The organism is Ramlibacter sp. WS9 (assembly GCF_003797765.1).
GTDB lineage: Bacteria > Pseudomonadota > Gammaproteobacteria > Burkholderiales > Burkholderiaceae_C > Ramlibacter.
On sequence record NZ_RKMB01000005.1, the window covers coordinates 1 to 26961 of the forward strand.

Genomic DNA, 26961 nt, shown 5'->3' on the forward strand with positions numbered 1-26961 from the left:
GCGGGGGGCAGAGGCATGGAGTGGTGGGTTCCCGGATGAGAGGGTCGAGAAGCAAAAAAGCCGCCTGGCGAGCCGGGCGGCTTTGTGCGGGTTAGCGGTGATGACGCGATGCGCCGGGATCAACTGCATGAATTCATTATGCACAAGTCACTTGACGCTACAACCGCACCGGGTTGCATGTTGCTACAAAACGTCAGGCGGCCTTCTTGAGCAGCTTGACGGCCTTGAGCACGTCGTCAACGTGGCCGGGCACCTTGAGGCCGCGCCATTCCTGCTTGAGCACGCCATCGGCGCCGATGAGGAAGGTGCTGCGCTCGATGCCCTTCACCTTCTTGCCGTACATGATCTTGTTCTTGACCACGCCGAACATGTGGCACATCTTCTCTTCGGTGTCGGCGATGAGTTCGAACGGCAGTTCGAGCTTGGTCTTGAACTCGTCGTGCGACTTCATGTTGTCGCGCGACACGCCGAACACTTCCGCGCCGGCCTTCACGAAGTCTTTGTACTTGTCGCGGAACTGCATGGCCTCGGTGGTACAACCGGGGGTGTTGTCCTTCGGGTAGAAGTACAGCACCAGGACATTGCCGTTGTGCGAGGTGTTGGTGACTTTGACGCCGCCCGTGGCGTTTGCTTCGAATTCGGGGATGGGCTTGTTGACAACGATCGCCATGGACTTTGTTTCTCGTGTGACAGGAATGCTCGTTGCTACATGGGGACGGATAGTCCCGTTGCAACCCGTGATTTTACCCTGAAACTGCCCTCAGGACGGGCTGAGGTCACGCAGGCTGTTCAATCAGCAGGGCCACCGCGACATTGCGCCCCTCATGCGCGAGGATGTTGTAGGTGCGGCAGGCCGCGGCCGTGTCCATCGTTTCGATGCCGATGCGGCGCGCGATGAGCGGCCGCAGCCACGCGGCCTGCGGAAAGCGGATGCGCGATCCGCTGCCGAAGATCACAACCTCGGCATCCACCTCGGCCAGCCGCGCGAAGTGGTCCGCGTTGAGGTCCTCGAAAGTGCGCGAAGGCCAGTCGATGCGCTCACCGCGCGAACTGAGGATGACGCTTTTCGTGATTTTTTCCGAGCCGACGCCGACCCATCCGGGTCCGTGTCCGCTGATCGATTGCACATCTGACTTGTCGGGTTGCAGCTTCATGGTGCGGTCATTGTTGCGCTGCACTAAAAACAGGCAGAACTGTGGTCAAATTATAGGTTTTCACCCGTGAAGAACACCCTTGGAGGGGCTTTGAAGACTGTCCAGAAATCCGCCAAGCTGGCGAACGTCCTCTACGACATCCGGGGTCCGATCATGGACGCGGCCCGGCAGATGGAGGAAGACGGCCACAAGATCATCAGGCTCAACATCGGCAACCTGGCCGTGTTCGGCTTCGATGCGCCCGAGGAAATCCAGCAGGACATGATCCGCAACCTGCCCAATTCGGCCGGTTATTCGGACAGCAAGGGTATTTTCGCCGCCCGCAAGGCGGTGATGCACGAAACCCAGAAGCAGGGCATCAAGGGCGTCACGCTGGACGATATTTACCTGGGCAATGGCGCGAGCGAACTGATCGCCATGGCCACCAATGCCTTGCTGGACGATGGTGACGAATTGTTGCTGCCGGCCCCGGACTATCCGCTCTGGACCGCCGCGACCAGCCTTTCGGGCGGCAAGCCCGTGCATTACCTGTGCGAGGAGGCCAACGGCTGGATGCCCGACCTTGCCGATATCCGCCGCAAGATCACGCCCGCGACCAAGGGCATCGTCGTTATCAACCCGAACAACCCGACGGGCGCGCTTTACTCCGACGAACTGCTCAAGGGCATCGTCGAGATCGCCAGAGAGCATGGGCTGGTGATCCTGGCTGACGAGGTCTACGACAAGGTCCTGTACGACGGCGCGAAGCACACCGCGATCGCCAGCCTGTCCGACGACGTGCTGACGCTGACTTTCAATTCCCTCTCCAAGAGCTACCGCTCGTGCGGCTATCGCGCCGGCTGGGTGGTGGTCTCGGGCGACAAGAGGGCCGCTGCCGACTACATCGAGGGGCTGAACATGCTCTCGAACATGCGGCTGTGCGCGAACGTGCCTGGCCAATGGGCGATCCAGACCGCGCTGGGCGGCTACCAGAGCATCAACGAGCTCGTGGCCGACGGCGGGCGCCTGCGCCGCCAGCGCGACCTCGCTTACGAACTGATCACCGCCATTCCGGGCGTGAGCTGCGTCAAGCCGTCCGCGGCGCTCTACATGTTTCCGAAGCTCGACCCCAAGGTCTACCCGATCCAGGACGACCGCCAGTTCTTCCTGGAGCTGCTGCAGGAAACGCGCGTGATGCTGGTGCAGGGCACCGGTTTCAACTGGGCCACGCCCGACCATTTCCGCATCGTCTTCCTGCCGCATGAAGACGATTTGCGCGAGGCGATCAACCGCATCGCGAAGTTTCTTGAGAGCTACCGAAAGCGCACCACTGTATGAAACCAATCCAAGTAGGCCTGCTGGGCATAGGCACCGTCGGCACGGGCGCGTACAACGTACTCAAACGCAACCAGGAAGAGATCAAGCGCCGCGCCGGCCGCGGCATCGAGATCACGATGGTCGCGGACCTCGACACGGCACGCGCCAAGTCCCTCGTCGGCCCCGACACGCAAGTCGTCAGTGACGCCCGCGCCATCATCGCCAACCCCGAGATCGACATCGTCATCGAGCTGATCGGCGGCTACGGCATTGCCAAGCAGCTGGTGATGGAAGCCATAGAAGCCGGCAAGCACGTCGTCACCGCCAACAAGGCGCTGCTGGCCGTGCACGGCACCGAAATCTTCGCGGCCGCTCACCGCCGCGGTGTGATGGTGGCTTTCGAAGCCGCCGTGGCCGGCGGCATCCCGATCATCAAGGCGCTGCGTGAAGGTCTCACCGCCAACAGCATCGAGTGGATCGCAGGCATCATCAACGGCACCACCAACTTCATCCTGTCCGAGATGCGCGACAAGGGCCTGGATTTCGACGTCGCATTGAAGGACGCGCAGCGCCTGGGCTACGCCGAGGCGGACCCGACGTTCGACATCGAAGGCGTCGACGCCGCGCACAAGGCCACCATCATGTCGGCCATCGCGTTCGGCATCCCGGTGCAATTCGACAAGGCCTACGTCGAGGGCATCACCAAGCTGGGCGCGCAGGACATCAAGTACGCCGAGCAACTGGGCTACCGCATCAAGCTGCTGGGCATCACCAAGCGCACACCCAAGGGGGTGGAGCTGCGCGTGCACCCGGCGCTGGTCCCGGCCAAGCGCTTGATCGCGAACGTCGAAGGCGCGATGAACGCCGTGATGGTGCAGGGCGACGCCGTCGGCACCACGCTGTACTACGGCAAAGGCGCGGGCAGCGAGCCGACGGCAAGCGCTGTGATCGCCGACCTGGTCGACATCACGCGGCTGCACACGGCCGATGCGGCCAACCGCGTGCCGCATCTGGCCTTCCAGCCGGACCAGATGAGCGACGCGGTGGTCCTTCCCATGAGCGAAGTCGTGACCAGCTACTACCTGCGCTTGCGCGTGGCCGACCAGGCCGGCGTGCTGGCGAAGGTGACGGGCCAACTCGCCGCGGCGGGCATCAGCATCGACGCGATGCTGCAGCGCGAAGCGGGCGAGGGCGAGAAGCAGACCGACCTGATCATCCTGACCCACAGCGTGCGCGAAGGCACGATGAACGAGGTCATCGCGCAGATGCAGGGCCTCCCCACCGTGCTGGCGCCAATCACGCGCATCCGCAAGGAAGAACTCGCCTGATGTTGTACGTCTCGACGCGCGGTCACGCTGACCGCAAGCACTTCTGCGAAATCCTGCTCGAGGGCTTGGCGCCGGATGGCGGTTTGTACCTGCCCGAACGCTACCCGCAGGTCGATTCGGCCACGCTGGCGAAGTGGCGCGGCCTGCCGTACGCCGATCTGGCGTTCGAGATCCTGTCGCTGTACATCGACGACATTCCGGCGGCAGATCTGCGCGCGATCTGCCGCAAGACGTACACGGAGAAGGTGTTCGGCACGACGGAGATCGTGCCGCTGAAGAAGCTCGAAGACGGCCTGTGCCTGGAAGCCTTGTCCAACGGCCCGACGCTGGCGTTCAAGGACATGGCGATGCAGCTCCTGGGCAACCTGTTCGAATACGAACTGGCGCGCCGCGGTGAAGAACTCAACATTCTCGGCGCGACGTCCGGCGACACCGGCAGCGCGGCCGAATACGCGATGCGCGGCAAGAAGGGCGTACGCGTCTTCATGACGTCGCCGCATGGCCGCATGAGCCCGTTCCAGCAGGCGCAAATGTTCAGCCTGCAGGATGCCAACATCCACAACATCGCCATCGAAGGCGTGTTCGACGACTGCCAGGACATCGTCAAGGCCGTGTCGAACGACCTCGACTTCAAGCGCAAGTACCGCATCGGCACAGTGAACTCCATCAACTGGGCCCGACTGGTGGCTCAGGTCGTTTACTACTTCGCCGGGTATTTTCAAGCCACAAGCCCTCTCCCAGAGGGAGAGGGAGCGAAGAAGGTCAGCTTCACTGTTCCCTCCGGCAACTTCGGCAACATCTGCGCGGGCCACGTCGCCCGCAGCATGGGCCTGCCGATCGACAAGCTCGTACTCGCCACCAACGAAAACGACGTGCTCGACGAGTTTTTCCGCACGGGTGTGTACCGCGTGCGTGCCGCCGCCGATACGCACGAGACGTCCAGCCCGTCGATGGACATCAGCAAGGCCAGCAACTTCGAACGCTTCGTCTTCGATTTGCTGGGACGCGACGGTCCCAGAGTCAAGTCGCTGTTCGGCGAACAGCTGTCCGCACAAGGCAAGTTCGACCTCAGCGCAGATCCCGCCTTCAAGCACGCACGCGAGCGCTACGGGTTCATCAGCGGCAAGAGCACGCATGCCGACCGCATCGCGACCATCCGCGACACACACGAGCGGTTCAAGGCGACGATCGACACGCACACCGCCGATGGCCTGAAGATCGCGCGCCAGCACGTGCAGCCCGGCGTTCCGATGATCGTGCTCGAGACCGCGTTGCCGATCAAGTTCGCGGCCAGCATCGTCGAAGCGCTCGGCCACGAGCCGGAACGGCCGCCGCAGTTCGAGGGCATCGAGAAGCTGCCCAAGCGCGTCAAGGTCATGCCGGCGGACGTGAAGGCCATCAAGGAATTCATCGCCGCGGAATGCGCCTGATGCGCGGTATCTCGAGCCGGTAACGCGATGAAAGTCGTCGCCTTCGCGGGATTCTCGGGTTCGGGCAAGACCACGCTGGTCGAGCGGCTGATCCCGGCCCTCAAGCTGCGCGGCCTGCGCGTTTCGGTGGTCAAGCACGCGCACCACAAGTTCGACATCGATCAGCCCGGCAAGGACACGTTCCGGCACCGCGAGGCCGGCGCCTTCGAGGTGGTGGTTGCGTCCGACAAGCGTCTCGCTCTGATGCGCGAATTCGAGCAGCCGGCGCAGCTGACGGTGCACCATCTGCTGGCGGAACTGTATGAGGGCGTCGACTGGGTGCTGGTCGAAGGCTTCAAGGCCAGCAACCTGCTGAAGATCGAGGTCTGGCGGCCGGCCGCCGGCAAGCCGGCGCTGTACAACGACGACGACTTCATCGCGGCCATCGCCACCGACTTGCCCGCGCAACTGCCCGGGCCCACCCTGCGCCCGGTGCTGGATTTGAACGATCCCGATGCGGTGGCCCAATGGCTGACCGAAAATGGGCACCGCTTCGACTACGACCCGGAGATGTATTCATGAGCGCCCCACGCGCCCCACGCGCGCCGCTGAAGGCGCTCGACGATGCCTTGGCCGAGCTGCTGGGCCATGCACGAACGCTCGATGGCACCGAAACCGTCTCGACCTTCGACGCCGACGCGCGCGTGCTGGCGCAAGACCTCGTCTCGGCCTTACAGGTGCCGCCCCAGGACAACAGTTCGATGGACGGCTATGCCGTGCGCAGCAGCGAGATCGCCGACGAGGGCGTGAACCTGCCGGTTAGCCAGCGCATCCCCGCCGGCACCGCGCCCGAGCCATTGGTCCCAGGTAGCGCAGCGCGTATCTTCACCGGCGCGCCGATCCCGCCGGGCGCCGACGCGGTGGTGATGCAGGAAGAGACCGAACCCGCCGGTGAACAGGTCGTTCGCATCCTGCGCGTTCCCGCACCCGGCCAGTGGATCCGCCGCAGCGGCGAAGACGTGACGCGCGGTGCCGTGGTGCTGGCCAAGGGTGATCGTCTCACCGCCGCTGCGCTCGGCCTGGCCGCCAGCATCGGTATGGCCCAGCTGACGGTGGCTCGCCGCCCTCGCGTGGCACTCTTTTCCACCGGCGACGAGCTTGTGATGCCGGGCGAGGTTGCCCCGGACCAGATGAAGCCCGGTGCCATCTACAACTCCAACCGCTTCTTCCTCAGCGCCTTGCTGCGCCGGCTGGAGTGCGAGGTCAGCGACTACGGCATCGTGCCGGACAAGCGTGACGCCACGCTCCAGGCGCTGGCGCATGCCGGCAAAGAGCACGACCTGATCCTCACCAGCGGCGGCGTCTCCGTCGGCGAAGAAGATCACATCAAGCCGGCGGTGGAGCAGCTCGGCTCGCTGGACCTGTGGCAGATCGCGATCAAGCCCGGCAAGCCCTTCGCCTATGGCAAGGTCGGCGCCGCGCACTTCATGGGCCTGCCGGGCAACCCGGTGTCGAGCTTCGTCACCTTTCTGCTGCTGGTGCGGCCCTTCCTGCTCAAGCTGCAGGGCGCAACCCAGCTCGCGCCTGCCCGCACGCAACTGCAGGCGCATTTCGACTGGCCTCGCGCCGACAAGCGCCGCGAGTTTCTGCGCGTGCGCCGCAATGCAGAAGGCGGCCTCGACCTATTCCCCAACCAGAGCTCGGGGGTGCTGACTTCCGCCGCCTGGGGTGACGGCCTGGTCGACAACGCGCCCGGGCAGACGATCGCCAAGGGCCAGCTCGTGTCCTTCATTTCGCTCGCGGAGTTGCTGGCATGAAGGTCACGGTGAAGTACTTCGCGTCCATCCGCGAAGCGTTGGGGCAGGGCAGCGAAACCGTCGATACGTCCGCAGGCAGCCTCGCCGCGTTGCGTGAAGAGCTGATCGCCCGCGGCGGCGCGCATGCGCAAGCGCTGGCGCATGGCAAGTCCGTGCGGGTCGCGTTGAACCAGGTGATGAGCGATGAATCCGTCGCGCTGGCCGAGGGCTGCGAGGTGGCGTTCTTTCCGCCGGTGACAGGGGGCTGAGCCCATGGGCCCACGCGTTTCCATCCAGACCCAGGACTTCAACCTTGCCGACGAGATCGTGGCGCTGCAGGGGCCGGACAAGCGCGTCGGCGCCGTGTGCAGCTTCGTCGGCACGGTGAGAGGCGCGAATATGGCCCCCACGCTTGCCGCTGGCGCGGCTGCGCTGCCCCCCGAGGGGGCCCTGCCGCCTAGGGGCGGCCCGTCGCCGGCAGAGGGCAACAACGGTCCCCAGGTGCTGAGCATGGAGCTGGAGCACTACCCGGGCATGACGGAAAAGGCGATCGAAGCCATGATCGATGAAGCGCATCGGCGCTTCGACATCTATGGCGCGCGCGTGATCCACCGCATCGGCGTGCTGCAGCCGCTGGACCAGATCGTGATGGTGGCGGTGACCTCGGCGCACCGCGGCGAGAGCTTCAAGGCCTGCGAGTTCCTGATGGACTACCTGAAGACGCAGGCGCCGTTCTGGAAAAAAGAGCAGACACCGCAGGGCGCGCACTGGGTCGATGCCCGCGTGACCGACGACGCCGCGCTGGCACGCTGGGGCATCGAAAAACCCAACACCTGACTACTTCTTCCCCGGCGGCACGAAAGCCGCCCGCGCATCCTCTTCCAGCTCCCCCGTCAGCAACTGCAGCAGTTCCACCAACTGCGCCTGCTGCGCCTTGTCGAGCGGCGCCAGCAGGCGCTTGTAGGCCTTTTCGGCAGGTTTCTGGGCCCGTGCCAGCATGGCCGTGCCTTCCGCCGTCAGCGCGACCGAGACATTGCGCTTGTTGTCGGGCGCGGGTGCCCGAGCCACCAGGCCGCGCGCTTCCAGGCCGCGCAGCACCCGAAGCACCGTCACCTTGTCGAAGCCCAGGGCTCGCGCGAGGCTGGACTGCCCCAACCCGGGGTGGGCCTTGACGACAGTCAGGACCCCGAACTGGGCCGGCGTCAGCGCCAGGTCGCGGCACTCGTCCTCGAAGACGGCGGCCGAGATCTGGTGGGCCCGGCGCAAAAGAAAGCCGGGGCGCACATAAAGGCGGGAGAGACTGGCGGGCATCGAAGCGGGCGGCGGTACAGGACCTAAAGCGTTACGGGAATCCATGGATTGTGCCTCGTATGGAGCCGTCAATAATGGTTAGCATACAAACTTGCTCCGGAAAAAGCCATGCCTGCCTTCCAGCGCCGCATGGCCGTCCTGGTGTTGTCCGCGCTGGCGGTTTTCGGCGCCGCCGCGCAGTCGCCCACGCCGGCCACTCCCTCGCAGGCGCCCCTGCGCCTGATCGTTCCCTTCACACCCGGCACGGGAATCGACCTCATTGCCCGTACCGTCGGGCCCAAACTGTCTGAACGACTGGGTCGGCCCGTCGTGGTCGACAACCGGGCCGGCGCCTCGGGAAACATCGGCACGGAGGCCGTCGTGCGGGCACCGCCCAACGGCTCCACGCTGCTGGTCAGTGTCAACACCCTGGTCATGAACCGCAGTCTCTATCCGCAACTGCCGTTCGACCCCGTCAAGGACCTCGTCCCTGTCTCATTGACCAGCTGGGGCCAGCTGTTGCTCGTGGCCAGCTCGCAGTCGGGCTACAAGACGGCAGCGGAACTGGTGGCGGATGCGAAGCGGCGGCCCGGCGCCATCAACTATGCGAGCCCAGGTGTGGGCACGCCCCATCATCTGTCGATGGAGCTGTTCAAGACCACCGCGGGTGTGTTCCTCACCCATATCCCTTACCGGGGAACGGCGCAGGCGGTGACGGATGTCCTGGGCGGACAGATCGATGTGATGTTCCTGCCCATCCACGTGGCCCTGCCGCAGGTCAAGGCCGGCAAGCTCGTCGCGCTGGCGATCGGCAGCAACAAGCGACACGCACTGCTGCCGCAAGTGCCGACGCTGGCCGAGGCCAAGGCGGGCAACGTCAACGTCGACATGTGGTATGGCATCTTCGCGCCACCCGGAACGTCGCCGCAGCTGGTGGCGCAGCTCAACCGCGAGCTGAAAGACATCCTCGGCGCCCCGGACGTGCGCGCGGCTTTCGAGACGCAGGGCATGGACCCCGCGAGCAGCAGCCCCGAGGAATTCCGCCAACTCGTCGAACGTGACTCCGAGCGTTGGGCCCGCCTCATCAAGGCGCAGCACATCACGGCCCAATGAAGATCGCGATCATCGGCGGCGGTATTGGAGGGTTGGCCCTCGCGCTGTCGCTTCACCGGAAAGGCCTGGATTGCGATGTGTACGAAACCGTGCCCGAGGTGCGCGAGATCGGTGTCGGCATCACCTTGCTTCCGCACGCGATGCGCGAGCTCGCCGCCCTGGGCCTTCAACCCGAGTTGGAGGCCGCGGGCATCGAAAACCTGGAGAGCGTTTTCTTCAATCGCTTCGGCCAGTTCATTTATCGGGAGCCGCGCGGCCGGCATGCAGGATACGAAACACCGGAGATCGGCATTCATCGCGGCAAACTGCATCGCGTGCTGTACCAGGCCGTGCTGGAACGGCTTGGCCCCGGCCGCGTCCACCTGGACCACCGCTGCATGCGCGTGGAGCAGGACGGCGCCAGCGCCACTGTCCTTTTCCAGGACAGTTCCGGCGCGGCCCTGGCGCCGACGCGGGCTGACGTCGTCGTCGCTTGCGACGGCATCAACTCATCCGTCAGGCGGCAGTTCTATCCTGGCGAGCAACTCGCCTTCGGCGGCATCAATACCTGGCGCGGCGTTTCGGTGTACCCGCCGATCCTCAGCGGCCGGAGCTACCTGCGCATCGGCTCCATCGAGACCGGCAAGATGGTCATCTACCCGATCGCGGACAACGTTGACGGGCGCGGCAATCAACTGGTGAACTGGGTGGCTGAAATTCGCCGGGAAGGCGCCCAGATGAACGACTGGAACAAGGCCGGCGATCCGGCCGACTTCAGCGGCATCTTCAGCGATTGGCGCTTTGACTGGCTGGACGTGCCGGCACTGATCGCGTGCGCCCAGACCATCTTCGAGTACCCGATGGTCGACAAGGACCCGGTGTCTCGCTGGACCTTCGGGCGGGTGACCCTGCTGGGCGACGCGGCCCATCCGATGTATCCGCGCGGCTCCAACGGGTCGGCCCAGGCGATCATCGATGCGCGCGTGCTGGCTGAGCAACTGGCCGGCGTCGAGGACGGCCCGGCTGCGCTGGCCGCCTACGAGAGCCTCCGGCTCGCGGTGACGGCCCGCATCGTCGAAACCAACCGGACGGTGCCGCCCGATTTCATCAACATCAGGGTGGACGAACTGAGCGGCGGCAGGCCGTTCCGCCATATCGACGACCTGATCAGCCGGGACGAGCTGCAGCGGATGTCCGACGAATACAAGCGCATCGCCGGATTTGCGCTGGAGCCGAAAGCCTGAGGAAGAGCCCCATATCACCCCGCCTGCGCGGGAATGACGGCAACAACCTCAGTTCAGGTAGCGCGGCTTGCGCGGAACGGTCTGGTCATCGTCCGTCGGCGTCCCGTCGTCCACCGCCACCGGGGCGCCGAAGGGCTCGCGCCATTGCGAGCGTTCCAGCGCTTGCTCGAGCAGGTGCATCAGGCCCTGCATCAGCTTGGGCTCCATCTCCATCTGGAAGCTGCGCGGCTTGTCGGTATCGGGCGGCCGCTCGTTGAAGGAGAGGCGAAGGCGCCCGTTGGGCAGGGGCGAGGCGTCTACGTCCGTCACCAGCAAAGGTTCGTCGCCCAGGGGCAATGTCGCCTGGCTTTCCTGATACGGGGTGTCGAAATCGGCTTGCCGCAGGAACTCCTCCTTGCGGAAGTCCGCCAGCATCTTCTTCAGCCCGTCATCGGCCGCTTCCAGCGACGTGCCGGCCGCTTCCAGCTTGAGCAGGTGCTTGGTCAGCAGCTTCGACAACAGGGGCCACAGACCCAGCAGCAGGCGCCGGGTGAGCCACACGCGCATTTCTTCCGATGCAGACGTGTTGATGCGCACCAGAATGCGATCCTGCTCGGCCAGGTAACTCACGGACAACTGGTGGATCTTCATGGAGCTTGATTCTAGTCAACGAAAGGATGCGGGCCGAATACAGTGGGCTTGAAAACCAGGGCTTCGAGCCTAAGCTGGGGGTCACCGGAGAAATGCGAACATGAGACTCGACAAACTCACCACCAAATTCCAGGAAGCCCTGGGCGAGGCACAGACCCTGGCCCTGGGCAACGACCACGCCTACATCGAGCCCGAACACCTTCTGGTGGCCATGCTGCGCCAGGAAGACGGGCCCCGCGCCCTGCTGCAACGAGCCGGAGTGAACGTTCAGGGCCTGCTGGCCGCGGCGGAAACCGCCATGCACCGGCGTCCCAAGGTAGAAGGGCACGAACAGGTCCAGGTGGGCCGTGACCTGGGCACGCTGCTTCAAGCCACCGAGAAAGAGGCGATCAAGCGCGGTGACCAGTTCATCGCCGGCGAGCTGTACCTGCTGGCAGTGGCCGACACCAAGATGGACATCGGCCGCATCGCCCGCGACAACGGACTGTCGCGCAAGACGCTGGAGTCGACCATCGACACCGTGCGCGGCGGCCAGAGCGTCGACAACGCCGGCGCCGAGGGCCAGCGTGAAGCGCTCAAGAAATACTGCATGGACCTGACGGAGCGCGCGCGCCAGGGCAAGCTCGATCCGGTGATCGGCCGCGACGACGAGATCCGCCGCGCGATCCAGGTGTTGCAGCGGCGCACCAAGAACAATCCGGTGCTGATCGGCGAGCCGGGCGTCGGGAAGACGGCCATCGTCGAGGGCTTGGCCCAGCGCATCATCGCGGGCGAAGTGCCGGAGAGCCTGAAGAACAAGCGCGTCTTGTCGCTGGACATGGCGGCGCTGCTCGCCGGCGCCAAGTACCGTGGCGAGTTCGAGGAGCGCCTGAAGAACGTGCTCTCCGAGCTGGCCAAGGACGAGGGCCAGACCATCGTCTTCATCGACGAGCTGCATACCATGGTGGGCGCCGGCAAGGCCGAAGGCGCGATGGATGCCGGCAACATGCTCAAGCCGGCGCTCGCGCGTGGCGAGCTGCACTGCGTGGGCGCCACCACGCTGGACGAATACCGCAAGTACATCGAAAAGGACGCCGCGCTGGAGCGCCGCTTCCAGAAAATCCTGGTGGGCGAGCCATCGGTGGAAGCCACCATCGCCATCCTGCGCGGCCTGCAGGAAAAATACGAAGTGCACCACGGCGTCGAGATCACCGACCCGGCCATCGTGGCTGCGGCGGAACTCTCTCACCGCTACATCACCGACCGCTTCCTGCCCGACAAGGCCATCGACCTGATCGACGAGGCCGCTTCCAAGATCAAGATCGAGCTGGATTCCAAGCCCGAAGTGATGGACAAGCTCGACCGCCGGCTGATCCAGCTGCAGATCGAGCGCGAAGCCATCAAGCGCGAGAAGGATGAAGCCTCGAAGAAGCGCCTGTCGCTGATCGAGGAGGAAATCGGCCGCCTGCAGAAGGAGATCGCCGATCTCGACGAAATCTGGAAGGCCGAGAAGGCGCAAGCCCAGGGGTCGGCCCAGGTGAAGGAAGAAATCGACAAGCTGCGCCGCGTCATCGAGGAATACACGCGCAAGGCCGACTTCAACAAGGTCGCGGAGCTGCAATACGGCCGCCTGCCCGAACTGGAAAAGCAGCTGAAGGAAGCGCAGGCCAAGGAATCCGGCAAGGCCAAGACCGCCAAGGACGGCGGCCGTCCGCAGCTGCTGCGCACCATGGTGGGCGCTGAAGAGATCGCCGAAGTCGTGGCGCGCGCCACCGGCATCCCCGTGTCCAAGCTGATGCAAGGCGAGCGCGAGAAGCTGCTGGTGATGGAAGACAAGTTGCACCAGCGCGTGATCGGCCAGGACGAAGCCATCGCGGCGGTGGCCAATGCCATCCGTCGCTCGCGCTCGGGCTTGTCCGACCCGAACAAGCCCACCGGCTCGTTCCTCTTCCTCGGTCCCACCGGTGTGGGCAAGACGGAGCTGTGCAAGGCGCTCGCCACCTTCCTCTTCGACAGCGAGGAGCACCTGATCCGCGTCGACATGAGCGAGTTCATGGAGAAGCATTCGGTGGCTCGCCTGATCGGCGCGCCGCCGGGCTACGTGGGCTACGAAGAGGGCGGCTACCTGACCGAAGCCGTGCGCCGCAAGCCCTATAGCGTGATCCTGCTCGACGAGATCGAGAAGGCGCACCACGACGTCTTCAACGTGCTGCTGCAGGTGCTGGACGACGGCCGCCTCACGGACGGCCACGGCCGCACCGTGGACTTCAAGAACACCGTGATCGTGATGACCAGCAACATCGGCAGCCACATGATCCAGGCGATGGTGAGCAAGTCGTATGAGGAAGTGAAGGAGGCGGTGTGGGACGACCTGAAGAACCACTTCCGGCCGGAGTTCCTGAACCGCATCGACGAAACGGTGGTGTTCCACGGCCTGGACGCGAAGCACATCGCCAAGATCGCGGCGATCCAGCTGCGCATCCTGGAGCAGCGCCTGGCCAAGATGGACCTCACGCTGCAGGTATCGCCGGCGGCGTTGGAAGAGTTGGCCAAGGTTGGCTTCGACCCCGTGTTCGGCGCGCGGCCGCTCAAGCGGGCGATCCAGCAGCGCATCGAGAACCCGCTGTCCAAGCTGATCCTCGAAGGCCGGTTCCCGCCGCAGAGCGTGATCCCGGTGGAAGTGGACCCGGTGCGCGAACCGGGGGTGTTCCATTTCGGCAATGCGCAGCCGGTGGCGGAAGAGACGGCGGCTTGAGCGAGTTTTAAGTTTCGCCTAATGGCCGGCGTCCATACTCCGGCCATTGGCGTATTTGCCGCGAGGGGACACAATTGCCCAGCTTCATGAACTTCCTGTTTCGACTCTTCGTGCTGGCCGCCGGCCTGATCTTCGCGATCAGCGCGGGCATCGCCGCCTTGCTGATGCTCGGCATCTGGGGCGTGCGCGCGGTGTGGGCCCGGCTGACGGGCCAGTCGGTGAGCCCGTTCATCGTCCGCGTGAATCCGCGCCAGGGCTTCGAAGCGATGTACCCGCGCCGCAACGAAGACAGCCGCACGCCGCGGGCCGATTCGGTGGTTCAGGCAGGGAGGAAAATTCCCGACGTGACGGACGTGGAGCCCAGGGCGCCGAGCTCTCCGTAAGCCTGCAAATACTCCTAAACTGGCGGCTCACAGCCAAGGAGCACCGCCATGTTTCTGAACACTCCCGCAGACAGCGAGGCGGCAACCCGCCTTTTCCAGAAAGACCTGGACAACCGCGGCCACGTGATGAATCTCAGCCGGGCATGGGCCTGGCGGCCCGACATCACCGAAGCTTTCCTCGCGTTGCGAACGCAACTCACCTCGGCCTCCAAACTGTCCCAGCGCGAACTGGCGGTGATGGTCTGCTCGGCGGCTGGCACGCTCGGCGATTCGTACTGCTCGCTCGCGTGGGGCAAGATCCTGGCTGCGGCCGCTGGTCCCTCGGCAGCGGCGTCTGTGTTGCGCGCGGTGCCGGGCGCGGACCTGAGCGAGCGAGAACAGGCGTTGGCGCGATGGGCCCGGCAGGTCGTGCAGGACCCGAACGGCACCGGCGCGCAGGATGTCGATACGCTGCGCGCCGCCGGACTTTCGGACCAGGAAATTTTCGAGGCCACGGTTTTCGTGGCTTTCCGCATGGCGTTCTCGACCGTCAACGACGCGCTCGGGGTCGAGCCGGACGCGCAGGTTGCGGAGGCGGCGCCACCGGAGGTGCGAGAAGCAGTGACCTTCGGCCGGGCCGTGGCCACGGCATAGCAACCATGTGCCGCAACATCAAGACCCTGTTCAATTTCGAGCCGCCCGCGACCGAGCTGGAGATTCGCGACGCGTCGCTGCAGTTCGTTCGCAAGCTGAGCGGCTTCAGTGTGCCGTCGAAGGCCAATGAAGAAGCCTTCGACCGGGCGGTCGAGGAAGTGGCGGCGGTTGCGAGGGTGCTGATCGCGTCGCTGGTCACGACGGTCGAGCCGCGGAACCGCGAAGTCGAGGCCGCGAAGGCCAAAGCCAGATCGGCGATCAGGTTCCCGGTCGATGCACCGGGCCGCTCGTCAGCCTAGGCGGCTGGGGCGGGAGGCGAGCCCGCCGGGCAGCAGGCCCTGGAACTGGGCGTTGATCAAGGCGATCTGTTCGCGGGCAACGGCTTCGCCGTGCAGCCCGGCCACCGCGGCCATCAGGTCGCCGCGCAGGTACCACAGGTCCTTGATGTCGGTGGCATAGCGGATGCGCCGGGTCGTCCCTGCATACTGCTTGGCACCCTTGTCGCCCAAAACGGACAGCATCGCCTCGCGGATGTCCTCCAGCCCGTTTTCAAGAACGGACTCGGAAGGCTCCCTCGGCCGCCCGATCAGGCCTGAAATGCTGCTCCTGAAGTCAACCCTCTTTTTGAATATTCCCATCTACGCCTCGAAGTGCCGCGACCGCCCATATGCCGCGGCTTGCCGACTGTCCGGTGACAGCCGCCCATGTTACTGCCCTGCATTCGGCCTATTGTCGCCTGAGTCGCGGAAACTTCAAACTGACGAATTGCACGGAAGTCCCCTCATTTTCGCGGCAGCGCGCGGCCCGTGTTCCCCGCCACTCGGTGTCCATGCCCCGAGTGCCATACACACCCGTGGTGTTGAAAATGCAGGCGGTTGACACGCGGCCCGCGCACTGGGCATGATGGCCGCCCTGCCGGAAACGTCCGGCCTTATCCAGGAGAAAAACATGTCACTGCGCATCAATGACACCGCGCCCAATTTCACCGCGCAAACCACGCAGGGCCCGATCGACTTCCACCAGTGGATCGGCGACAGCTGGGCCGTCCTTTTCTCGCACCCGAAGGACTTCACGCCCGTTTGCACGACCGAGCTGGGCTACATGGCCAGGATCGAGCCGGAGTTCACCAAGCGCAATGCCAAGCTGATCGGCTTGTCGGTCGACCCGGTCGACAACCACACCCGCTGGGCTGCCGACATCGAGGAGACGCAGGGCGCCAAAGTCAACTACCCCATGATCGGCGACACCGACCTGGCCGTGGCGAAGCTCTACAACATGCTGCCGGCCGAGGAGCCGGGTTCCTCCGAAGGACGCACCGCCGCGAACAACGCGACCGTGCGCTCGGTGTTCGTGATCGGCCCCGACAAGAAGATCAAGCTGATGCTGACCTATCCGATGACCACCGGCCGCAACTTCGACGAGATCCTGCGTGTGCTGGATTCGATGCAGATGACGGCCAAGTACAAGGTGGCCACGCCGGCCAACTGGAAGAATGGCGAAGATGTCATCATCGCGGGCTCGGTGTCGGACGAAGAGGCCAAGACCCTGTTCCCCGGAGGTTGGAAGGCGGTGAAGCCGTACCTTCGCGTCACGAAGCAACCCGGAAGCTGATCAAAGGTCCATACTGCGGGACTTCACAACCAGGGAGTCCCCATGAACCTTGTTCCCCATATCGGCCCGGTCGCGGCGCTGGTCGCCGGCATCCTGATCCTCATCATGCCGCGCCTGCTCAACTTCATCGTCGCAATCTACCTGATCATCATCGGCGTGGTCGGGCTCCTCGGGAAGTAAAAGCCCACCCCGAAGCGGCCAAAGGCCGCCTCCCCTCAAGGGGCGCCACCAGCGGCCCGGCAGAGCCGGTTCCGCGGTGGCCGCTGGGAAAGACCCGCAATCTATTTCACGCTGTGCAGGCCGTACAGCTTCTGCATGCCGCCCAGCCATCGGTCGTAGTCCTGCCCCTTGGCCTGGAAGTACTTGGCGACTTCCGGGTGTGGCAGCACCAGGAAGGTTTCGTCCTTCATGACCCGCACCACGTCGTCGGCCACCTGCGCGGGCGTCAGCACGCCGTTCAGGCCGGCCGAACCGGTGCCGTCCTTGGTCATGTCGCTTTCCACCGATTGTGGGCACAGGCACGAGACGCGCACACCGCGGCGGCCGTACGCGATGCGCAGCCACTCGGCGAAAGCCAGTGCCGCGTGCTTGGTCACGCCGTAGGGCGCGCTTTCGACGATGTTGAGCAGGCCGGCGGCCGAAGCCGTGACGAGAAAGTAGCCTTCGCCGCGCGCCACCATCTCGGGCACCACCGCGCGGGCCGCCCAGACGTGGGCCATCCCGTGGATCTGCCACATCTTGTCCCACAAGGCGTCTTCCAGCTCGATGCCGCCGGGCTTTCCGAGGATGCCGGCATTCGACATGAAGATGTCGACCTGGCCGAACTGCCGGCGCGTCGACGCCACCAGCGCCTGGATGTCCGCCTCGACGCTGACGTCGCACTTCATCGCCACCGCGGTGCCGCCGATCTCGCCCGCCACGCCTTGGGCGCGCTCGAGGTTCACGTCGGCCAGCACCACGCCGCGCGCGCCTTCGGCCACAAAGCGCTTCGCCAGGCCGGCGCCTATGCCGCTCGCACCGCCGGTGACGATGGCGACTTTTCCTTGTATGTCCATGGGGTTCTCTCCGGTTTCCCGGAAGTATCGCGGCCCCCGGCGGCCGCGCAAGCCACGAAGGCGACAGCCGTTAGATGGCCGGCTCTATTGCCGGCTCGCCGTCAGCTTCAGGGGTGCTGCCGGCCTGGGCTGGTGCGCAGCCGAATGCACAGCCGGGATGGACACGGCCGGAAACACCATCCGGTAGGCCACCACACCGATGGAGACGACGGCGAAAGCAAAGGTGGCGAAGAGCAGCCACCAGGGCCACATCGCGTCGCGCACCGGCTGCTGCGCGGCACGCCGCGCGTTGTTGGCGCGAAGGCGCGCGCCGTCGATGGCACGGTCGTAGCTGGCGCGCTTTTGCGGATCGGAGAGCACGGCATAGGCCTCGTTCAGCGCGGCCATCACGCGGATGGCGTCGGCGTTGCCGGGGCGCTTGTCCGGGTGGTAGCGCTGCGCCAGGGAACGGTACGCCGCCCGCACGCCTTCGGGCGCGGCCTTGCGGTCGACTTTCAGCAGGTCGTAGTAGGTGGCTGTACTCACGCTATTGAAAGTATAGCAGCGGTGTCGTCCGAATCGGGTGCCGGTGTTTTCTCGGCGCAACAGTGGATGCCGTCCTACGCGCTGGGCCCATGGTTTCGCCGAGCATCACGCAAACCTGAAGGAGACCCCGATGAATGCCGTCGCAGAAGAGCTGGACACGTCCGAACTGGTCAAGGCGCCCGCCGCCTTGAGCCGACATGAAGCGCTGGGCGAGGATGCCCACTGGCAGCGCGCCCACAGCGGCGAAGGGTACTACCGAGCCGGGCTCGACTACGAGGACTATGCGCCGGCCTACTGTGTCGGTTACATGGGCTATGCGCAATACGGCGGCGAATTCGACGACGCCGAGCGTTCGCTGTGCGCCAACTGGGAGCGCATCAAGGGCGATTCGCGTCTGTCGTTCGACGAGGCATTGCCGGCGATGCGGGCCGCGTGGTCCCGCGTCGCGGGCCGTTAGTGCCCCGAGCCTCTGCGTTAACGGGCTCTAGCCGCGTTCCAGCACCAAAAAAGTCCAGTTCACGTCGGAACGCAGCAGCATGTCCTGCCGCGCCGCCCGGTGCACTTCAGTCATACCGGCAGCACGGGCCAACGCCGTGACGTCATCGGCCGACACATCGAACATGCGGCGCCCTTCGGGAACCGGGCCGTGGCGCAGCGTCATGGAGATGCGGCCGCCCGGCGTGACCAACTCCGCCAACGTCTGCATGGCCGCTCGCTGCTGCTCGGTGTCGAGGTGCATCCACACCGCGGTCAGCAGAACGAGATCGAATCGCTCACCTAATGTGTGGACGTTGTCCAGCGCCGGCAGCATGTCGTCGATCCAGCGGATGGAGGCGGGGTGATGGGCTTCGCCCCAGGCTCGAAGCTCGGTCGTGGGTTCGACGGCCGTGACGGAGTAGCCCTGGCGCGCCAACGCGGCGGCGTCGCGGCCCGTGCCGGCCCCGATATCGAGTGCGCGGCCCGGCGCCGCGGGAAAGTACCGCAGCACGGGCCTGTGCACCTGCTCGAAGGTGATGCTCTCGTACTGCGCGATCAGGGCCTCGGCCGATGCGCCGTAGCCGCTGTTGGAAGCGTCTTGGGTCATGCCGCCGCGGCGGCTTACTGCCGGATCTTGCCCGCGCCGCTGATGATGGACAGCTCGACGAACTTGGAGCCGGTGCGCACGCCAGGCTTGTACCCGACGACATAGCCACCCAGGTCGTAGTTGCTGATGCCGTCCAGCGCGGTGGCCATGCCTTCGCGCGTGGGCCGCGCGCCCTGGCGGCGCACCGCTTCGACGATGACCTTGGCCGTGATGTAGCCCTCCATCATCGCGTAGCTCACGGGCACTTCGAGCTTTTCGGCCTTGGCCACGGTGTCGCTGAATTCCTTGGCCAGGCGGCCGGCGATCTTGTAGGGGCTGGGCGTGACCTGCGCGATGGCGACCCCCTGCATCTGTTCTTCTGCGAGGCGCTTGGACAACTGCTCGATGTCGGCGCCCGAGTGCGCGAACAACTGCGCGGCGCCGCCGGCGGCACGGTACTGCTCGATGAAACCCGCCGCTGCGGCGCCGCTCGCGACCATGATGATGGCCTGGGGCGTCGACTTCATGAAGACGTCGATGGCGGGGGACACCTTGGCCGTGCCCGCCGGGTATGACGCCTTGCTCATGATCGAGGCTTTGGCGTTCTTCGCGGCCTCGTCGGCGGCGGCGAGCAGGGGCGGGGCACCGGAGCCTTCTTCATAGAACAGGCCCAGCCGCGTGATGCCGATGGTCGCCAGGTGTTCGGTCAGCTTGTTGATCTCGTCGCGCAGGCTCGCGCGCACGTTGTACAGGAGCGGGACTTCCGCCCGGATCTCGGCCGACCGGTAGCCGACGAGGACGATCTTTTCTTTTTCCAGCAGGCCGGCGGCGACCAGGTCGCTGATGTTGCGATTGCCGAAGAATCCGGCCAGTACCAGCGGCTTGTCGTCGGCCAGCATCTGCTTGGTGACGTTGACCGTATCTTCCGGCCGGCCGCCGTCGTCCTTGCGCACGAGCGTGAAGGTGTGGCCGTTGACGCCGCCCGCCTTGTTGACGTTGTTGAACAGGAGCTGCATGCCCGCCGAATAGGCGCGGCCCTGGTTGGCTTCGAGGCCCGACATCGGACCGACTTGCCCGACCATGAGCTGCGCCGCATGTGCCCATTGAGAGCCCGCCACGACGGCGACGGCGACGCCGATGCGCGCGAACAGACTGCTTGTTTTCATGGTGTCTCCTGTAATACGATCAGCCGCAGTTTGCACGATAAGGCAAGCGTCGCCGGTGCGTCAGTGTGGAAAGCACTTAGACGTTCAGCCGCGCTTTCGCTTCCCGTGTCAAATCACCGCATGAGGAACAACGACGCAACACGCGCAGACATCGAGTCACCCTATGCCTGGATGCGGCTTGCATTGTCGCTGCTGCTCATGACCATCGGCGGATCGGGCATGTATTCGGTGACGGTGGTGCTGCCGCGGATCCAGGAAGACTTCGGCGTGGCGCGTGCCGACGCGTCGCTGCCCTACACATTGACCATGATCGGCTTCGGCCTGGGCGGCGTGCTCATGGGGCGTTTGTCCGACCGGTTCGGCGTGGTGGTGCCCGTGGGCATCGGGGCCGTCGGCCTGGGCGCCGGATTCGTGGCCGCGGGGCTCGCGCCCAACCTCTGGCTTTTCTGCGCGGCACAGGGCGTGCTGATGGGCCTGCTGGGCACCTCGGCGACGTTTGCGCCGCTGGTGGCCGACACCTCGCAATGGTTCGACCGCCGCCGCGGCATCGCGCTGGCCATCTGCATGAGCGGCAACTACGTGGCGGGCGCCGTGTGGCCGCCGATCATGCAGCACTTCATCGACAGCGTGGGCTGGCGCTCCACTTACATCGGCATCGGTGTGTTCTGTGTGGTGACGATGCTCCCGCTGTGCCTGGTGCTGCGGCGCCGGCCGCCGCAGCAGATGCCGGCCGCGGCTGCGGCGAGCGGGGCCCGGCCGCAGAGCGCGCGGCCGATGGGGATGAAACCGGGGACGGTGCAGTTGCTGCTCTGTATCGCCGGCGTTTCGTGCTGCGTCGCGATGTCGATGCCGCAAGTCCACATCGTGGCCTACTGCGGCGACCTGGGCTTCGGCGCCGCGCGCGGCGCCGAGATGCTGGCGCTGATGCTGGGTCTGGGTGTGGTGAGCCGGCTCGTTTCAGGCTGGATCTCGGACCACATCGGCGGCCTGCGCACGTTGCTGCTCGGCTCCATCCTGCAGGGCGTGGCGCTGCTCATGTTCCTGCCGTTCAACGGCCTCGTGTCGCTGTATGTGGTGTCGGCGATGTTCGGCCTGTTCCAGGGCGGCATCGTGCCTTCGTACGCGCTGATCGTGCGCGAGCATTTTTCGCCGAAGGAGGCGGGAGCGCGCGTCGGGACGGTGCTGATGGCCACGATGTTCGGCATGGCGCTGGGGGGCTGGATGTCCGGCGCCGTGTTCGACCTGACCGGCTCCTACCGCGCGGCCTTCCTGAACGGCATCGCGTGGAACCTGCTCAACGTGAGCATCGTCCTGTTTCTGCTTTATCGCGTGAGGCTTATGTCCAGAAGCACCGGTTGATGGTCCGAGGCCTGGGTCTGGCCTTCCACTTCCACCCGCCTTACCGCTGGCGCGAGGTTCTTCGAGACAAAGATGAAGTCGAAGCACTGCTTGTGGCCGTGCCATTGCGCGTCGTCGTAGCAGCCGACGGTACTGGCGTGTTCCTCGCCAGGATGCGCAACGTCCCATGCATCGGTCCATTGCGCCGCGCCGCCCTTCAGCGGGGCCTGCATGCGTGCGATCAGTGGGTCGCTCACGTCGCAGTTGAAGTCGCCGGTGAGGATCGCGCGCGAATCCCGTGGGCGAGGCTCGAAGGGCCGGCCCTGCTGATTGGTGGGCTGGGCGCTCGACGCGTGGCCCGATGCCTCAACCTGCAGGCCTCGCAATGCCTCGACTTGGGCGGCGCGCTGCGCGGGGGCGTAGTACTCCAGGTGTGTCGTGACGATGCGCAGCGGCCCGCCGGGAGGATCGATCACCACCTCCAGCGCCATTCGCGGCATGCTGGGGTTGGCCGCGTCGGCGGGCCAGGGGAGTTGGTGGCGCAAGACCTGCAACGGCGCGAAGCGGCTGAAGACCATGTTGCCGAAGCGCTGGCGGCCCAGCCCCTCGGTATGGCGCTCGACGGCGATGCCCTCGCAGGCGTGAAAACCGGGCAGCAGCGCCGCCAGTTCAGCGAACTGGTTGCCGGTGCCGGCACCGGCCAGGCCCGGGTAGTTGTCGGCGACTTCCTGCAGGCACAGCACGTCGAAGTCGCCCATGCGCCTGGCGGTGTCCACGATGCGCTGCAGGTCTACGCGGCCGTCGACGCCGCGCCCCCATTGGATGTTCCAGGTGATCACAATCATCGGGCGAGCATCGCACGGCCGCCGACCCGTCTGCAATGGCCTGCGTCACAGTTGCTATAGTCGTCCGGCCATGGCCCATGATGTCCCGTCCGACCGCCGCCGCCTGTTGCAACTGGCTGCCGCAGCCGCCGGAACGCTATGGCTGCCGCGCAGCAGCTGGTCCCAGCCGCGCTTTTCCAGTGACCCCTTCGCGCTGGGTGTTGCCAGCGGGTCGCCGACGGCCGATTCCGTGGTGCTGTGGACGCGCCTGGTCACGCCCGGCCTTTTCGTCGGCGTGGGCAGCGAACCCGTCACCGTGCGCTGGGAAATCGCGCACGACGAGCAGTTCACCCGCGTCGCGCAGCGTGGGCAGGCGCAGGCGCTGGCCGCACTGGCCCATTCGGTCCACGTCGAGGCTGGCGGGCTGGAGCCCGACCGCTGGTACTTCTACCGCTTCATAGCGGGCAACGCTGTCAGTCCCACCGGCCGCACGCGGACCTTTCCTGCGCCCGACGCGGCCGCGCAGAAACTGCGGCTGGCTTATGCCTCCTGCCAGCGCTGGGAACACGGCTACTTCAGCGCCTGGCGCCATATGCGCGAGGAAAACCTGGATGCCGTGTTGTTCCTGGGCGACTACATCTACGAATACCCGCCCCTGCTGACCGGCGTGCGCTCCCATGCGGGCAGCGGGGTGTATTCGCTGGACGACTACCGGCAGCGCCATGCGCTGTACCGGAGTGAGCCGGAACTGCAGGCCATGCACGCGGCCTGCCCGTGGCTGGTGACGTGGGACGACCACGAGGTGCAGAACGACTATGCCGGCCTGGTCGAAGGGCGCGGAGGGGCTGTCCCCGACTTCGCTGGACGGCGCGCCGCTGCTTACCAAGCCTTCTACGAGCACATGCCGGTTCGCGCCGCTGTGCTGACGCGGGCCGTCGGCGGACTGGCGGCAGGCGCGGAGATGCGGCTGTATTCGCAGCACCGGTTCGGCCGTCTTGCCACGCTGATATTGCTGGACGGCCGGCAATACCGCGACCCTCAGTTGTGCACGTCTGGCGGGGCCCGGGGATCGGGCGAAGTCGACGTCGCCGGCTGCGTCGGGTGGAACGACCCGGCGCGCACCCTGCTGGGCGCGCAGCAGGAAGGCTGGCTCGACGCGGCGCTGGGGCAGGGCGGCACGGCCTGGAACGTGATCGGGCAGCAGACGCTGTTCGGCCAGCGCGACGCGCGCCCCGGCCCCGGGCAGGTGCTGTGGAACGACAGCTGGGATGGCTACCCCGCCGCCCGCCGGCGATTCATCCAGTCGCTGCAGCGCCACAAGACGGCCAACCCGGTCCTGCTGGGCGGCGACATCCACGAGAACTGGGTCGGCCACGTCAAGGTCGATTACCAGCGCCCGGACAGCGCTTCGGTGGGTGTGGAGTTCTGCGGCACCAGCATCACCTCCCGGTCGCGCGGCAACGAGAAGACGCCGCAGCGGCTGGCCGAGAACCCGCACTTCGTCTTCGCGGATGCGGCGCGCAGGGGCTATGGCGTCGCGGAGTTCACGCCCGGGCTCCTTACCACCACCCTGCGCGTCGTCGACGATGCGACGAAACCCGACGCCGCCATCGAAACCCTGGCGCGCTTCGCGGTGCAGGCCGGCCGGCCGCAGGTGGAGCGGGCATGATGCGTCACTGGTGGCTCGCCTGCCTCTGGTGTCTGGCGTTTTGCAGCGCTTTCGCCCAGGAGCCCGCCGGCGAAGTCGCCATCGCGAACGAGGACAGTTATCTGCTCTCGCGCACCTTCACCTTCCTGGAAGACAAGGAAGGCCGCCTGCAACTGGACGACGTTCTCCGGCCTGAAGCGCAGGCACGATTCCGCCCGGTGCCGCAGGCCGGGCCGGGCGCGAACTTCGGCCTGACGCGCTCCGCGATCTGGCTGCGCATCAAGCTGAAGGCGCAGCCGGGCACGCCGCGCGACTGGCTGCTGGAAGTGGCCTATCCGCCGCTGGACCTGCTGGAGGTCTACTCACCCGATGCGGCCTCCGGCTGGCGGAAGCAAGTCGCGGGTGACCTGCAGCCGATTGCGAGCCGCGTGATCGCGCATCGCAACCACGTGGTGCCGGTCAGGTTGGAACCGGGTGGCGACACCGTGCTGTATTTGCGCGTGCAATCCGAAGGCACGGTGTCCGCACCCACGCGCCTGTGGCAACCCGCCGCCTTGTGGCGGCACGACCAGGCCAACTACGCGGCGCTGAGCCTGTACTTCGGCCTGTTGGTGGGACTGCTCTTGTACAACCTGCTGCTGTTCACGTCGGTTCGCGACATGGGCTACCTGATCTACGCGGCCTTCGTTGCCTCCATGGGCATCGGCCAGGCCGCGTTGACAGGGCTGGGCGCACAGTTCCTCTGGCCGCAATGGACCTGGTGGAACAGCGTGTCGCCGCCGGTCGGCATGGCGGGCGCGGCCATGTTCGGCCTGCTGTTCGCGCGGCATTTCCTTTCCAGCGCCGCGCGCATGCCCCGCATGGACAAGTTCATGCTGGCGCAGCTCACGGGCTGGGCCCTGGCGCTGCTGGCCGCCCTGACGCTGCCGTACACCGTGTCGTCTTACATGGTCACGGTTCTGGCGGTGCTGAGCGTGGCGACGATGGTGGTGCTGGGCTACATCAGCATCCGGCACGACTTCGCCGGCGCCCGCCCGTTCTTCACTGCCTGGGCGTTGCTGCTGCTGGGCGTGGCGGCGCTTACGCTGCACAACACCGGCGTGCTGCCGTCCAATATTTTTACTTCCAACGCGCTGCTCATAGGCTCGGCGCTGGAGATGGTGCTGCTGTCGTTCGCGCTGGCCGACCGCATCAACGTGGCGCGCCGTTTCAAGGAGCAGGCCCAGGCGCGCATCGCGGCCGAACACGCGATGGTCGAGGCGCTCAAGGAATCGCAGGGGCGCCTGCGCACGGTGCTGGAAGAGCGCGAGATCATTCTGGAAAGCTCCATCGTCGGCATCGCCTTCCTCACACCCGACGGGCGCTTCCGCTGGGCCAACCGGGCGATGCAGGACATCTTCGGCGCGTTCGGCCATACCCACACGTCGATGGAGCCGTACTACCTGTCGCGCGAGCAGTACCTCCGGATTGGCGGCGAAGTGTCGAACACGGTTTCGCGCGGCGAGGTCTACGAAACCGAGCTGCAGATGCAGCGCGTCGATGGCGCAAAAATCTGGGTGTCGCTGTCGGGCAAGGCCGTGAGCCGGCGTGACCTGACCCAGGGCACGGTCTGGGTGATCATGGACATCACGCAGCGAAAAGAGCTGGAAGAGCAACTGCAAAAGACGAACTCCGAGCGCGAGGCCATCCTCAACAGCACGCTGGTGGGCATCGTGCTGTCGGTCGCGCGCCGGCACGAATGGGTCAACGACAAATTCGCGCAGATGCTGGGCTATCCGCGGCAAGTGCTGATCGGCCAGTCTTCCAGCTACATCCACACCGACGAAGTGTCGTGGGAGCGCTTCGGCGTCGAAGCGCGCGCCGCGCTGATCGCAACCAACTCCTACATCTGCGAGCGGCAGCTCAAGCGCCGCAACGGCCAATTGTTCTGGGTGGAGATGGGCGGCAGCTGCCTGCGGCCACATGACCCGGATTCCGGCGTCATCTGGACCTTCCTGGACATCACCGAGCGCAAGAAATCCGAAGCCGAGATTCGCGAGGCGCTGGAGCAGCAGAAGGCGCTGAACGAGCTGCGCAGCCGCTTCGTGGCCATGACCAGCCACGAGTTTCGCACGCCGCTCGCCGCCATCCTGTCGGCCGAGGAACTGCTACGCCACTACGGCGACAGGTTGCCGCCGGCCGAACGCATCGAAGTGCTGGACGGCATCGCCGCGGGGGTGCAGCGCATGTCGCGGATGATGGATCGTGTCTTGCTGCTGGGCAAGGCCGACGCGGGCATGCTGGAGTTCGCGCCCGAGCGCATCGAGTTGGTGCCGCTGTGCCGGCAGTTCGTCGACGAAGCCCGCGCGCAGCAGCCGGACAGCCGCAGCGAGGTGGTCACGGAATTCGGCGACGGGCTGGGCGTCGGCGACTACGACGAGAAATTGCTGCGCCACATTTTCAGCAACCTGTTGTCGAACGCGCTGAAGTATTCACCGGGCGGCGGCCGCGTCGGTTTCAAGGTGCGCCGTGAAGGCGAATCGACGATTTTCGACGTGACCGACCAGGGCATCGGCATTCCGCCGGAGGAAGTCCCGCATCTGTTCGAGTCCTTCCACCGCGCCAGCAACGTGGGGGCGATTCAGGGCACGGGGCTGGGCCTGGCGATCGTGAAGAACGCCGTGGAGATGCACGGGGGCGTGATGGAAGTGAAGAGCCGGCTGGGCGAGGGGACGACCTTCACGGTTTGGATTCCGGCCTGAA

The 26961-nt window shown here is 65.7% G+C and carries 28 protein-coding genes and 1 pseudogene; 19 read left to right on the forward strand and 10 right to left on the reverse strand.

Annotated features, from left to right (window positions below):
- Positions 1–193: 193 nt before the first annotated feature.
- Together EEB15_RS09970 and EEB15_RS09975 are read right to left on the reverse strand one after the other, a co-directional pair.
- Positions 194–670, reverse strand: a complete 477-nt coding sequence (locus EEB15_RS09970; RefSeq protein ID WP_141509702.1) for a peroxiredoxin — start codon at positions 668–670, stop codon at positions 194–196.
- A 106-nt stretch (positions 671–776) separates the two neighbouring features.
- Entirely contained in the window at positions 777–1154 is a 378-nt protein-coding gene (locus EEB15_RS09975; RefSeq protein WP_141509703.1) for an Mth938-like domain-containing protein, read from the reverse strand.
- Positions 1155–1244: 90 nt separating this feature from the next.
- On the opposite strand from EEB15_RS09975, the gene EEB15_RS09980 reads away from it, so the two are divergent.
- From EEB15_RS09980 to EEB15_RS10010, 7 genes and pseudogenes are all read left to right on the forward strand, one after another.
- On the forward strand, positions 1245–2471 hold the full coding sequence (locus tag EEB15_RS09980) for a pyridoxal phosphate-dependent aminotransferase (RefSeq protein ID WP_141509949.1): 1227 nt from the start codon (positions 1245–1247) through the stop codon (positions 2469–2471).
- On the forward strand, positions 2468–3778 hold the full coding sequence (locus EEB15_RS09985; protein WP_141509704.1) for a homoserine dehydrogenase: 1311 nt from the start codon (positions 2468–2470) through the stop codon (positions 3776–3778). Before EEB15_RS09980 ends, EEB15_RS09985 begins: the two co-directional genes overlap by 4 nt.
- A complete protein-coding gene (thrC, locus tag EEB15_RS09990) occupies positions 3778–5208 on the forward strand; it encodes a threonine synthase (protein WP_141509705.1) in 1431 nt (476 codons plus the stop codon). The genes EEB15_RS09985 and thrC overlap by 1 nt, the downstream gene beginning before the upstream one ends.
- An 18-nt stretch (positions 5209–5226) precedes the next feature.
- Positions 5227–5769, forward strand: a pseudogene (mobB, locus tag EEB15_RS09995) (molybdopterin-guanine dinucleotide biosynthesis protein B); the annotation flags it as partial.
- Positions 5766–7004: a gephyrin-like molybdotransferase Glp gene (gene glp / locus EEB15_RS10000; protein ID WP_141509707.1), complete on the forward strand. Its 1239-nt coding sequence runs from the start codon at positions 5766–5768 to the stop codon at positions 7002–7004. The pseudogene mobB and the gene glp, both read left to right, overlap by 4 nt.
- On the forward strand, positions 7001–7252 hold the full coding sequence (gene moaD / locus EEB15_RS10005) for a molybdopterin converting factor subunit 1 (RefSeq protein ID WP_141509708.1): 252 nt from the start codon (positions 7001–7003) through the stop codon (positions 7250–7252). The genes glp and moaD overlap by 4 nt, the downstream gene beginning before the upstream one ends.
- A 4-nt stretch (positions 7253–7256) precedes the next feature.
- On the forward strand, positions 7257–7820 hold the full coding sequence (locus EEB15_RS10010; protein ID WP_141509709.1) for a molybdenum cofactor biosynthesis protein MoaE: 564 nt from the start codon (positions 7257–7259) through the stop codon (positions 7818–7820).
- Here EEB15_RS10010 and EEB15_RS10015 read toward each other — a convergent pair whose 3' ends face one another.
- Positions 7821–8339, reverse strand: coding sequence for a MarR family winged helix-turn-helix transcriptional regulator (locus EEB15_RS10015; RefSeq protein WP_233259442.1), 519 nt, complete (start codon positions 8337–8339; stop codon positions 7821–7823).
- Between the two features lie 63 nt (positions 8340–8402).
- Here EEB15_RS10015 and EEB15_RS10020 point away from each other — a divergent pair, with 63 nt between their 5' ends.
- The gene (locus EEB15_RS10020) at positions 8403–9386 is read left to right on the forward strand and encodes a tripartite tricarboxylate transporter substrate binding protein (protein ID WP_233259443.1); all 984 of its coding nucleotides are present in this window, start codon (positions 8403–8405) and stop codon (positions 9384–9386) included.
- On the forward strand, positions 9383–10609 hold the full coding sequence (locus EEB15_RS10025) for a flavin-dependent oxidoreductase (protein WP_141509710.1): 1227 nt from the start codon (positions 9383–9385) through the stop codon (positions 10607–10609). Before EEB15_RS10020 ends, EEB15_RS10025 begins: the two co-directional genes overlap by 4 nt.
- 48 nt (positions 10610–10657) lie before the next feature.
- On the opposite strand, the gene EEB15_RS10030 is transcribed toward EEB15_RS10025, so the two are convergent.
- A complete protein-coding gene (locus tag EEB15_RS10030) occupies positions 10658–11239 on the reverse strand; it encodes a hypothetical protein (protein WP_141509711.1) in 582 nt (193 codons plus the stop codon).
- Positions 11240–11339: 100 nt separating this feature from the next.
- On the opposite strand from EEB15_RS10030, the gene clpB reads away from it, so the two are divergent.
- The 4 genes from clpB (at position 11340) to EEB15_RS10050 (ending at position 15288) form a co-directional block, all read left to right on the forward strand.
- Complete coding sequence (gene clpB / locus EEB15_RS10035) at positions 11340–13973, forward strand: ATP-dependent chaperone ClpB (RefSeq protein WP_141509712.1); 2634 nt, start codon at positions 11340–11342, stop codon at positions 13971–13973.
- An 86-nt stretch (positions 13974–14059) separates the two neighbouring features.
- Complete coding sequence (locus EEB15_RS10040) at positions 14060–14356, forward strand: hypothetical protein (RefSeq protein ID WP_141509713.1); 297 nt, start codon at positions 14060–14062, stop codon at positions 14354–14356.
- Between the two features lie 48 nt (positions 14357–14404).
- Positions 14405–14989 (forward strand): carboxymuconolactone decarboxylase family protein, encoded by a 585-nt coding sequence (locus EEB15_RS10045; protein WP_233259444.1) that lies wholly within the window; start codon positions 14405–14407, stop codon positions 14987–14989.
- Between the two features lie 5 nt (positions 14990–14994).
- Positions 14995–15288: a DUF2277 domain-containing protein gene (locus EEB15_RS10050; RefSeq protein ID WP_141509714.1), complete on the forward strand. Its 294-nt coding sequence runs from the start codon at positions 14995–14997 to the stop codon at positions 15286–15288.
- Here EEB15_RS10050 and EEB15_RS10055 read toward each other — a convergent pair.
- Positions 15280–15627, reverse strand: coding sequence for a hypothetical protein (locus EEB15_RS10055; protein ID WP_141509715.1), 348 nt, complete (start codon positions 15625–15627; stop codon positions 15280–15282). The genes EEB15_RS10050 and EEB15_RS10055 overlap by 9 nt on opposite strands.
- A 310-nt stretch (positions 15628–15937) precedes the next feature.
- On the opposite strand from EEB15_RS10055, the gene EEB15_RS10060 reads away from it, so the two are divergent.
- Both EEB15_RS10060 and EEB15_RS10065 read left to right on the forward strand, forming a co-directional pair.
- The gene (locus EEB15_RS10060) at positions 15938–16600 is read left to right on the forward strand and encodes a peroxiredoxin (RefSeq protein ID WP_141509716.1); all 663 of its coding nucleotides are present in this window, start codon (positions 15938–15940) and stop codon (positions 16598–16600) included.
- A gap of 42 nt (positions 16601–16642) precedes the next feature.
- Entirely contained in the window at positions 16643–16780 is a 138-nt protein-coding gene (locus EEB15_RS10065; RefSeq protein WP_141509717.1) for a DUF3096 domain-containing protein, read from the forward strand.
- Positions 16781–16881: 101 nt separating this feature from the next.
- Here EEB15_RS10065 and EEB15_RS10070 read toward each other — a convergent pair whose 3' ends face one another.
- A complete protein-coding gene (locus EEB15_RS10070) occupies positions 16882–17655 on the reverse strand; it encodes an SDR family oxidoreductase (protein ID WP_141509718.1) in 774 nt (257 codons plus the stop codon).
- Between the two features lie 84 nt (positions 17656–17739).
- Positions 17740–18180 carry a DnaJ domain-containing protein gene (locus EEB15_RS10075; RefSeq protein WP_141509719.1) on the reverse strand — a complete coding sequence of 147 codons (441 nt, stop codon included), beginning with the start codon at positions 18178–18180 and terminating at the stop codon, positions 17740–17742.
- A 130-nt stretch (positions 18181–18310) separates the two neighbouring features.
- Here EEB15_RS10075 and EEB15_RS10080 point away from each other — a divergent pair, with 130 nt between their 5' ends.
- Positions 18311–18637 (forward strand): hypothetical protein, encoded by a 327-nt coding sequence (locus tag EEB15_RS10080; protein ID WP_141509720.1) that lies wholly within the window; start codon positions 18311–18313, stop codon positions 18635–18637.
- Positions 18638–18664: 27 nt separating this feature from the next.
- Here the strand turns inward: EEB15_RS10080 and EEB15_RS10085 are convergent, their stop codons facing one another.
- Positions 18665–19264 (reverse strand): bifunctional 2-polyprenyl-6-hydroxyphenol methylase/3-demethylubiquinol 3-O-methyltransferase UbiG, encoded by a 600-nt coding sequence (locus EEB15_RS10085; RefSeq protein WP_141509721.1) that lies wholly within the window; start codon positions 19262–19264, stop codon positions 18665–18667.
- Positions 19265–19278: 14 nt separating this feature from the next.
- On the reverse strand, positions 19279–20409 hold the full coding sequence (locus tag EEB15_RS10090; RefSeq protein WP_141509722.1) for an ABC transporter substrate-binding protein: 1131 nt from the start codon (positions 20407–20409) through the stop codon (positions 19279–19281).
- A gap of 120 nt (positions 20410–20529) precedes the next feature.
- On the opposite strand from EEB15_RS10090, the gene EEB15_RS10095 reads away from it, so the two are divergent.
- On the forward strand, positions 20530–21768 hold the full coding sequence (locus EEB15_RS10095; protein WP_141509723.1) for an MFS transporter: 1239 nt from the start codon (positions 20530–20532) through the stop codon (positions 21766–21768).
- On the opposite strand, the gene EEB15_RS10100 is transcribed toward EEB15_RS10095, so the two are convergent.
- Entirely contained in the window at positions 21732–22592 is an 861-nt protein-coding gene (locus tag EEB15_RS10100; protein ID WP_141509724.1) for an endonuclease/exonuclease/phosphatase family protein, read from the reverse strand. The genes EEB15_RS10095 and EEB15_RS10100 overlap by 37 nt on opposite strands.
- Before the next feature lie 70 nt (positions 22593–22662).
- On the opposite strand from EEB15_RS10100, the gene EEB15_RS10105 reads away from it, so the two are divergent.
- Together EEB15_RS10105 and EEB15_RS10110 are read left to right on the forward strand one after the other, a co-directional pair.
- Positions 22663–24240 carry an alkaline phosphatase gene (locus tag EEB15_RS10105; protein WP_141509725.1) on the forward strand — a complete coding sequence of 526 codons (1578 nt, stop codon included), beginning with the start codon at positions 22663–22665 and terminating at the stop codon, positions 24238–24240.
- Positions 24237–26960 carry a 7TM diverse intracellular signaling domain-containing protein gene (locus EEB15_RS10110; RefSeq protein ID WP_141509726.1) on the forward strand — a complete coding sequence of 908 codons (2724 nt, stop codon included), beginning with the start codon at positions 24237–24239 and terminating at the stop codon, positions 26958–26960. Before EEB15_RS10105 ends, EEB15_RS10110 begins: the two co-directional genes overlap by 4 nt.
- Position 26961 lies beyond the last annotated feature (1 nt).

What these genes read in the sequence shown, in the direction of transcription:
- EEB15_RS09970 (WP_141509702.1), bottom strand. Translation starts at nt 670, where the DNA reads ATGGCGATCGTTGTCAACAAGCCCATCCCCGAATTCGAAGCAAACGCC.
- EEB15_RS09975 (WP_141509703.1), bottom strand. Translation starts at nt 1,154, where the DNA reads ATGAAGCTGCAACCCGACAAGTCAGATGTGCAATCGATCAGCGGACAC.
- EEB15_RS09985 (WP_141509704.1), top strand. Translation starts at nt 2,468, where the DNA reads ATGAAACCAATCCAAGTAGGCCTGCTGGGCATAGGCACCGTCGGCACG.
- thrC (WP_141509705.1), top strand. Translation starts at nt 3,778, where the DNA reads ATGTTGTACGTCTCGACGCGCGGTCACGCTGACCGCAAGCACTTCTGC.
- glp (WP_141509707.1), top strand. Translation starts at nt 5,766, where the DNA reads ATGAGCGCCCCACGCGCCCCACGCGCGCCGCTGAAGGCGCTCGACGAT.
- moaD (WP_141509708.1), top strand. Translation starts at nt 7,001, where the DNA reads ATGAAGGTCACGGTGAAGTACTTCGCGTCCATCCGCGAAGCGTTGGGG.
- EEB15_RS10010 (WP_141509709.1), top strand. Translation starts at nt 7,257, where the DNA reads ATGGGCCCACGCGTTTCCATCCAGACCCAGGACTTCAACCTTGCCGAC.
- EEB15_RS10015 (WP_233259442.1), bottom strand. Translation starts at nt 8,339, where the DNA reads ATGGATTCCCGTAACGCTTTAGGTCCTGTACCGCCGCCCGCTTCGATG.
- EEB15_RS10020 (WP_233259443.1), top strand. Translation starts at nt 8,403, where the DNA reads ATGCCTGCCTTCCAGCGCCGCATGGCCGTCCTGGTGTTGTCCGCGCTG.
- EEB15_RS10025 (WP_141509710.1), top strand. Translation starts at nt 9,383, where the DNA reads ATGAAGATCGCGATCATCGGCGGCGGTATTGGAGGGTTGGCCCTCGCG.
- EEB15_RS10030 (WP_141509711.1), bottom strand. Translation starts at nt 11,239, where the DNA reads ATGAAGATCCACCAGTTGTCCGTGAGTTACCTGGCCGAGCAGGATCGC.
- clpB (WP_141509712.1), top strand. Translation starts at nt 11,340, where the DNA reads ATGAGACTCGACAAACTCACCACCAAATTCCAGGAAGCCCTGGGCGAG.
- EEB15_RS10040 (WP_141509713.1), top strand. Translation starts at nt 14,060, where the DNA reads ATGAACTTCCTGTTTCGACTCTTCGTGCTGGCCGCCGGCCTGATCTTC.
- EEB15_RS10045 (WP_233259444.1), top strand. Translation starts at nt 14,405, where the DNA reads ATGTTTCTGAACACTCCCGCAGACAGCGAGGCGGCAACCCGCCTTTTC.
- EEB15_RS10050 (WP_141509714.1), top strand. Translation starts at nt 14,995, where the DNA reads ATGTGCCGCAACATCAAGACCCTGTTCAATTTCGAGCCGCCCGCGACC.
- EEB15_RS10055 (WP_141509715.1), bottom strand. Translation starts at nt 15,627, where the DNA reads ATGGGAATATTCAAAAAGAGGGTTGACTTCAGGAGCAGCATTTCAGGC.
- EEB15_RS10060 (WP_141509716.1), top strand. Translation starts at nt 15,938, where the DNA reads ATGTCACTGCGCATCAATGACACCGCGCCCAATTTCACCGCGCAAACC.
- EEB15_RS10065 (WP_141509717.1), top strand. Translation starts at nt 16,643, where the DNA reads ATGAACCTTGTTCCCCATATCGGCCCGGTCGCGGCGCTGGTCGCCGGC.
- EEB15_RS10070 (WP_141509718.1), bottom strand. Translation starts at nt 17,655, where the DNA reads ATGGACATACAAGGAAAAGTCGCCATCGTCACCGGCGGTGCGAGCGGC.
- EEB15_RS10080 (WP_141509720.1), top strand. Translation starts at nt 18,311, where the DNA reads ATGAATGCCGTCGCAGAAGAGCTGGACACGTCCGAACTGGTCAAGGCG.
- EEB15_RS10085 (WP_141509721.1), bottom strand. Translation starts at nt 19,264, where the DNA reads ATGACCCAAGACGCTTCCAACAGCGGCTACGGCGCATCGGCCGAGGCC.
- EEB15_RS10090 (WP_141509722.1), bottom strand. Translation starts at nt 20,409, where the DNA reads ATGAAAACAAGCAGTCTGTTCGCGCGCATCGGCGTCGCCGTCGCCGTC.
- EEB15_RS10095 (WP_141509723.1), top strand. Translation starts at nt 20,530, where the DNA reads ATGAGGAACAACGACGCAACACGCGCAGACATCGAGTCACCCTATGCC.
- EEB15_RS10100 (WP_141509724.1), bottom strand. Translation starts at nt 22,592, where the DNA reads ATGATTGTGATCACCTGGAACATCCAATGGGGGCGCGGCGTCGACGGC.
- EEB15_RS10105 (WP_141509725.1), top strand. Translation starts at nt 22,663, where the DNA reads ATGGCCCATGATGTCCCGTCCGACCGCCGCCGCCTGTTGCAACTGGCT.
- EEB15_RS10110 (WP_141509726.1), top strand. Translation starts at nt 24,237, where the DNA reads ATGATGCGTCACTGGTGGCTCGCCTGCCTCTGGTGTCTGGCGTTTTGC.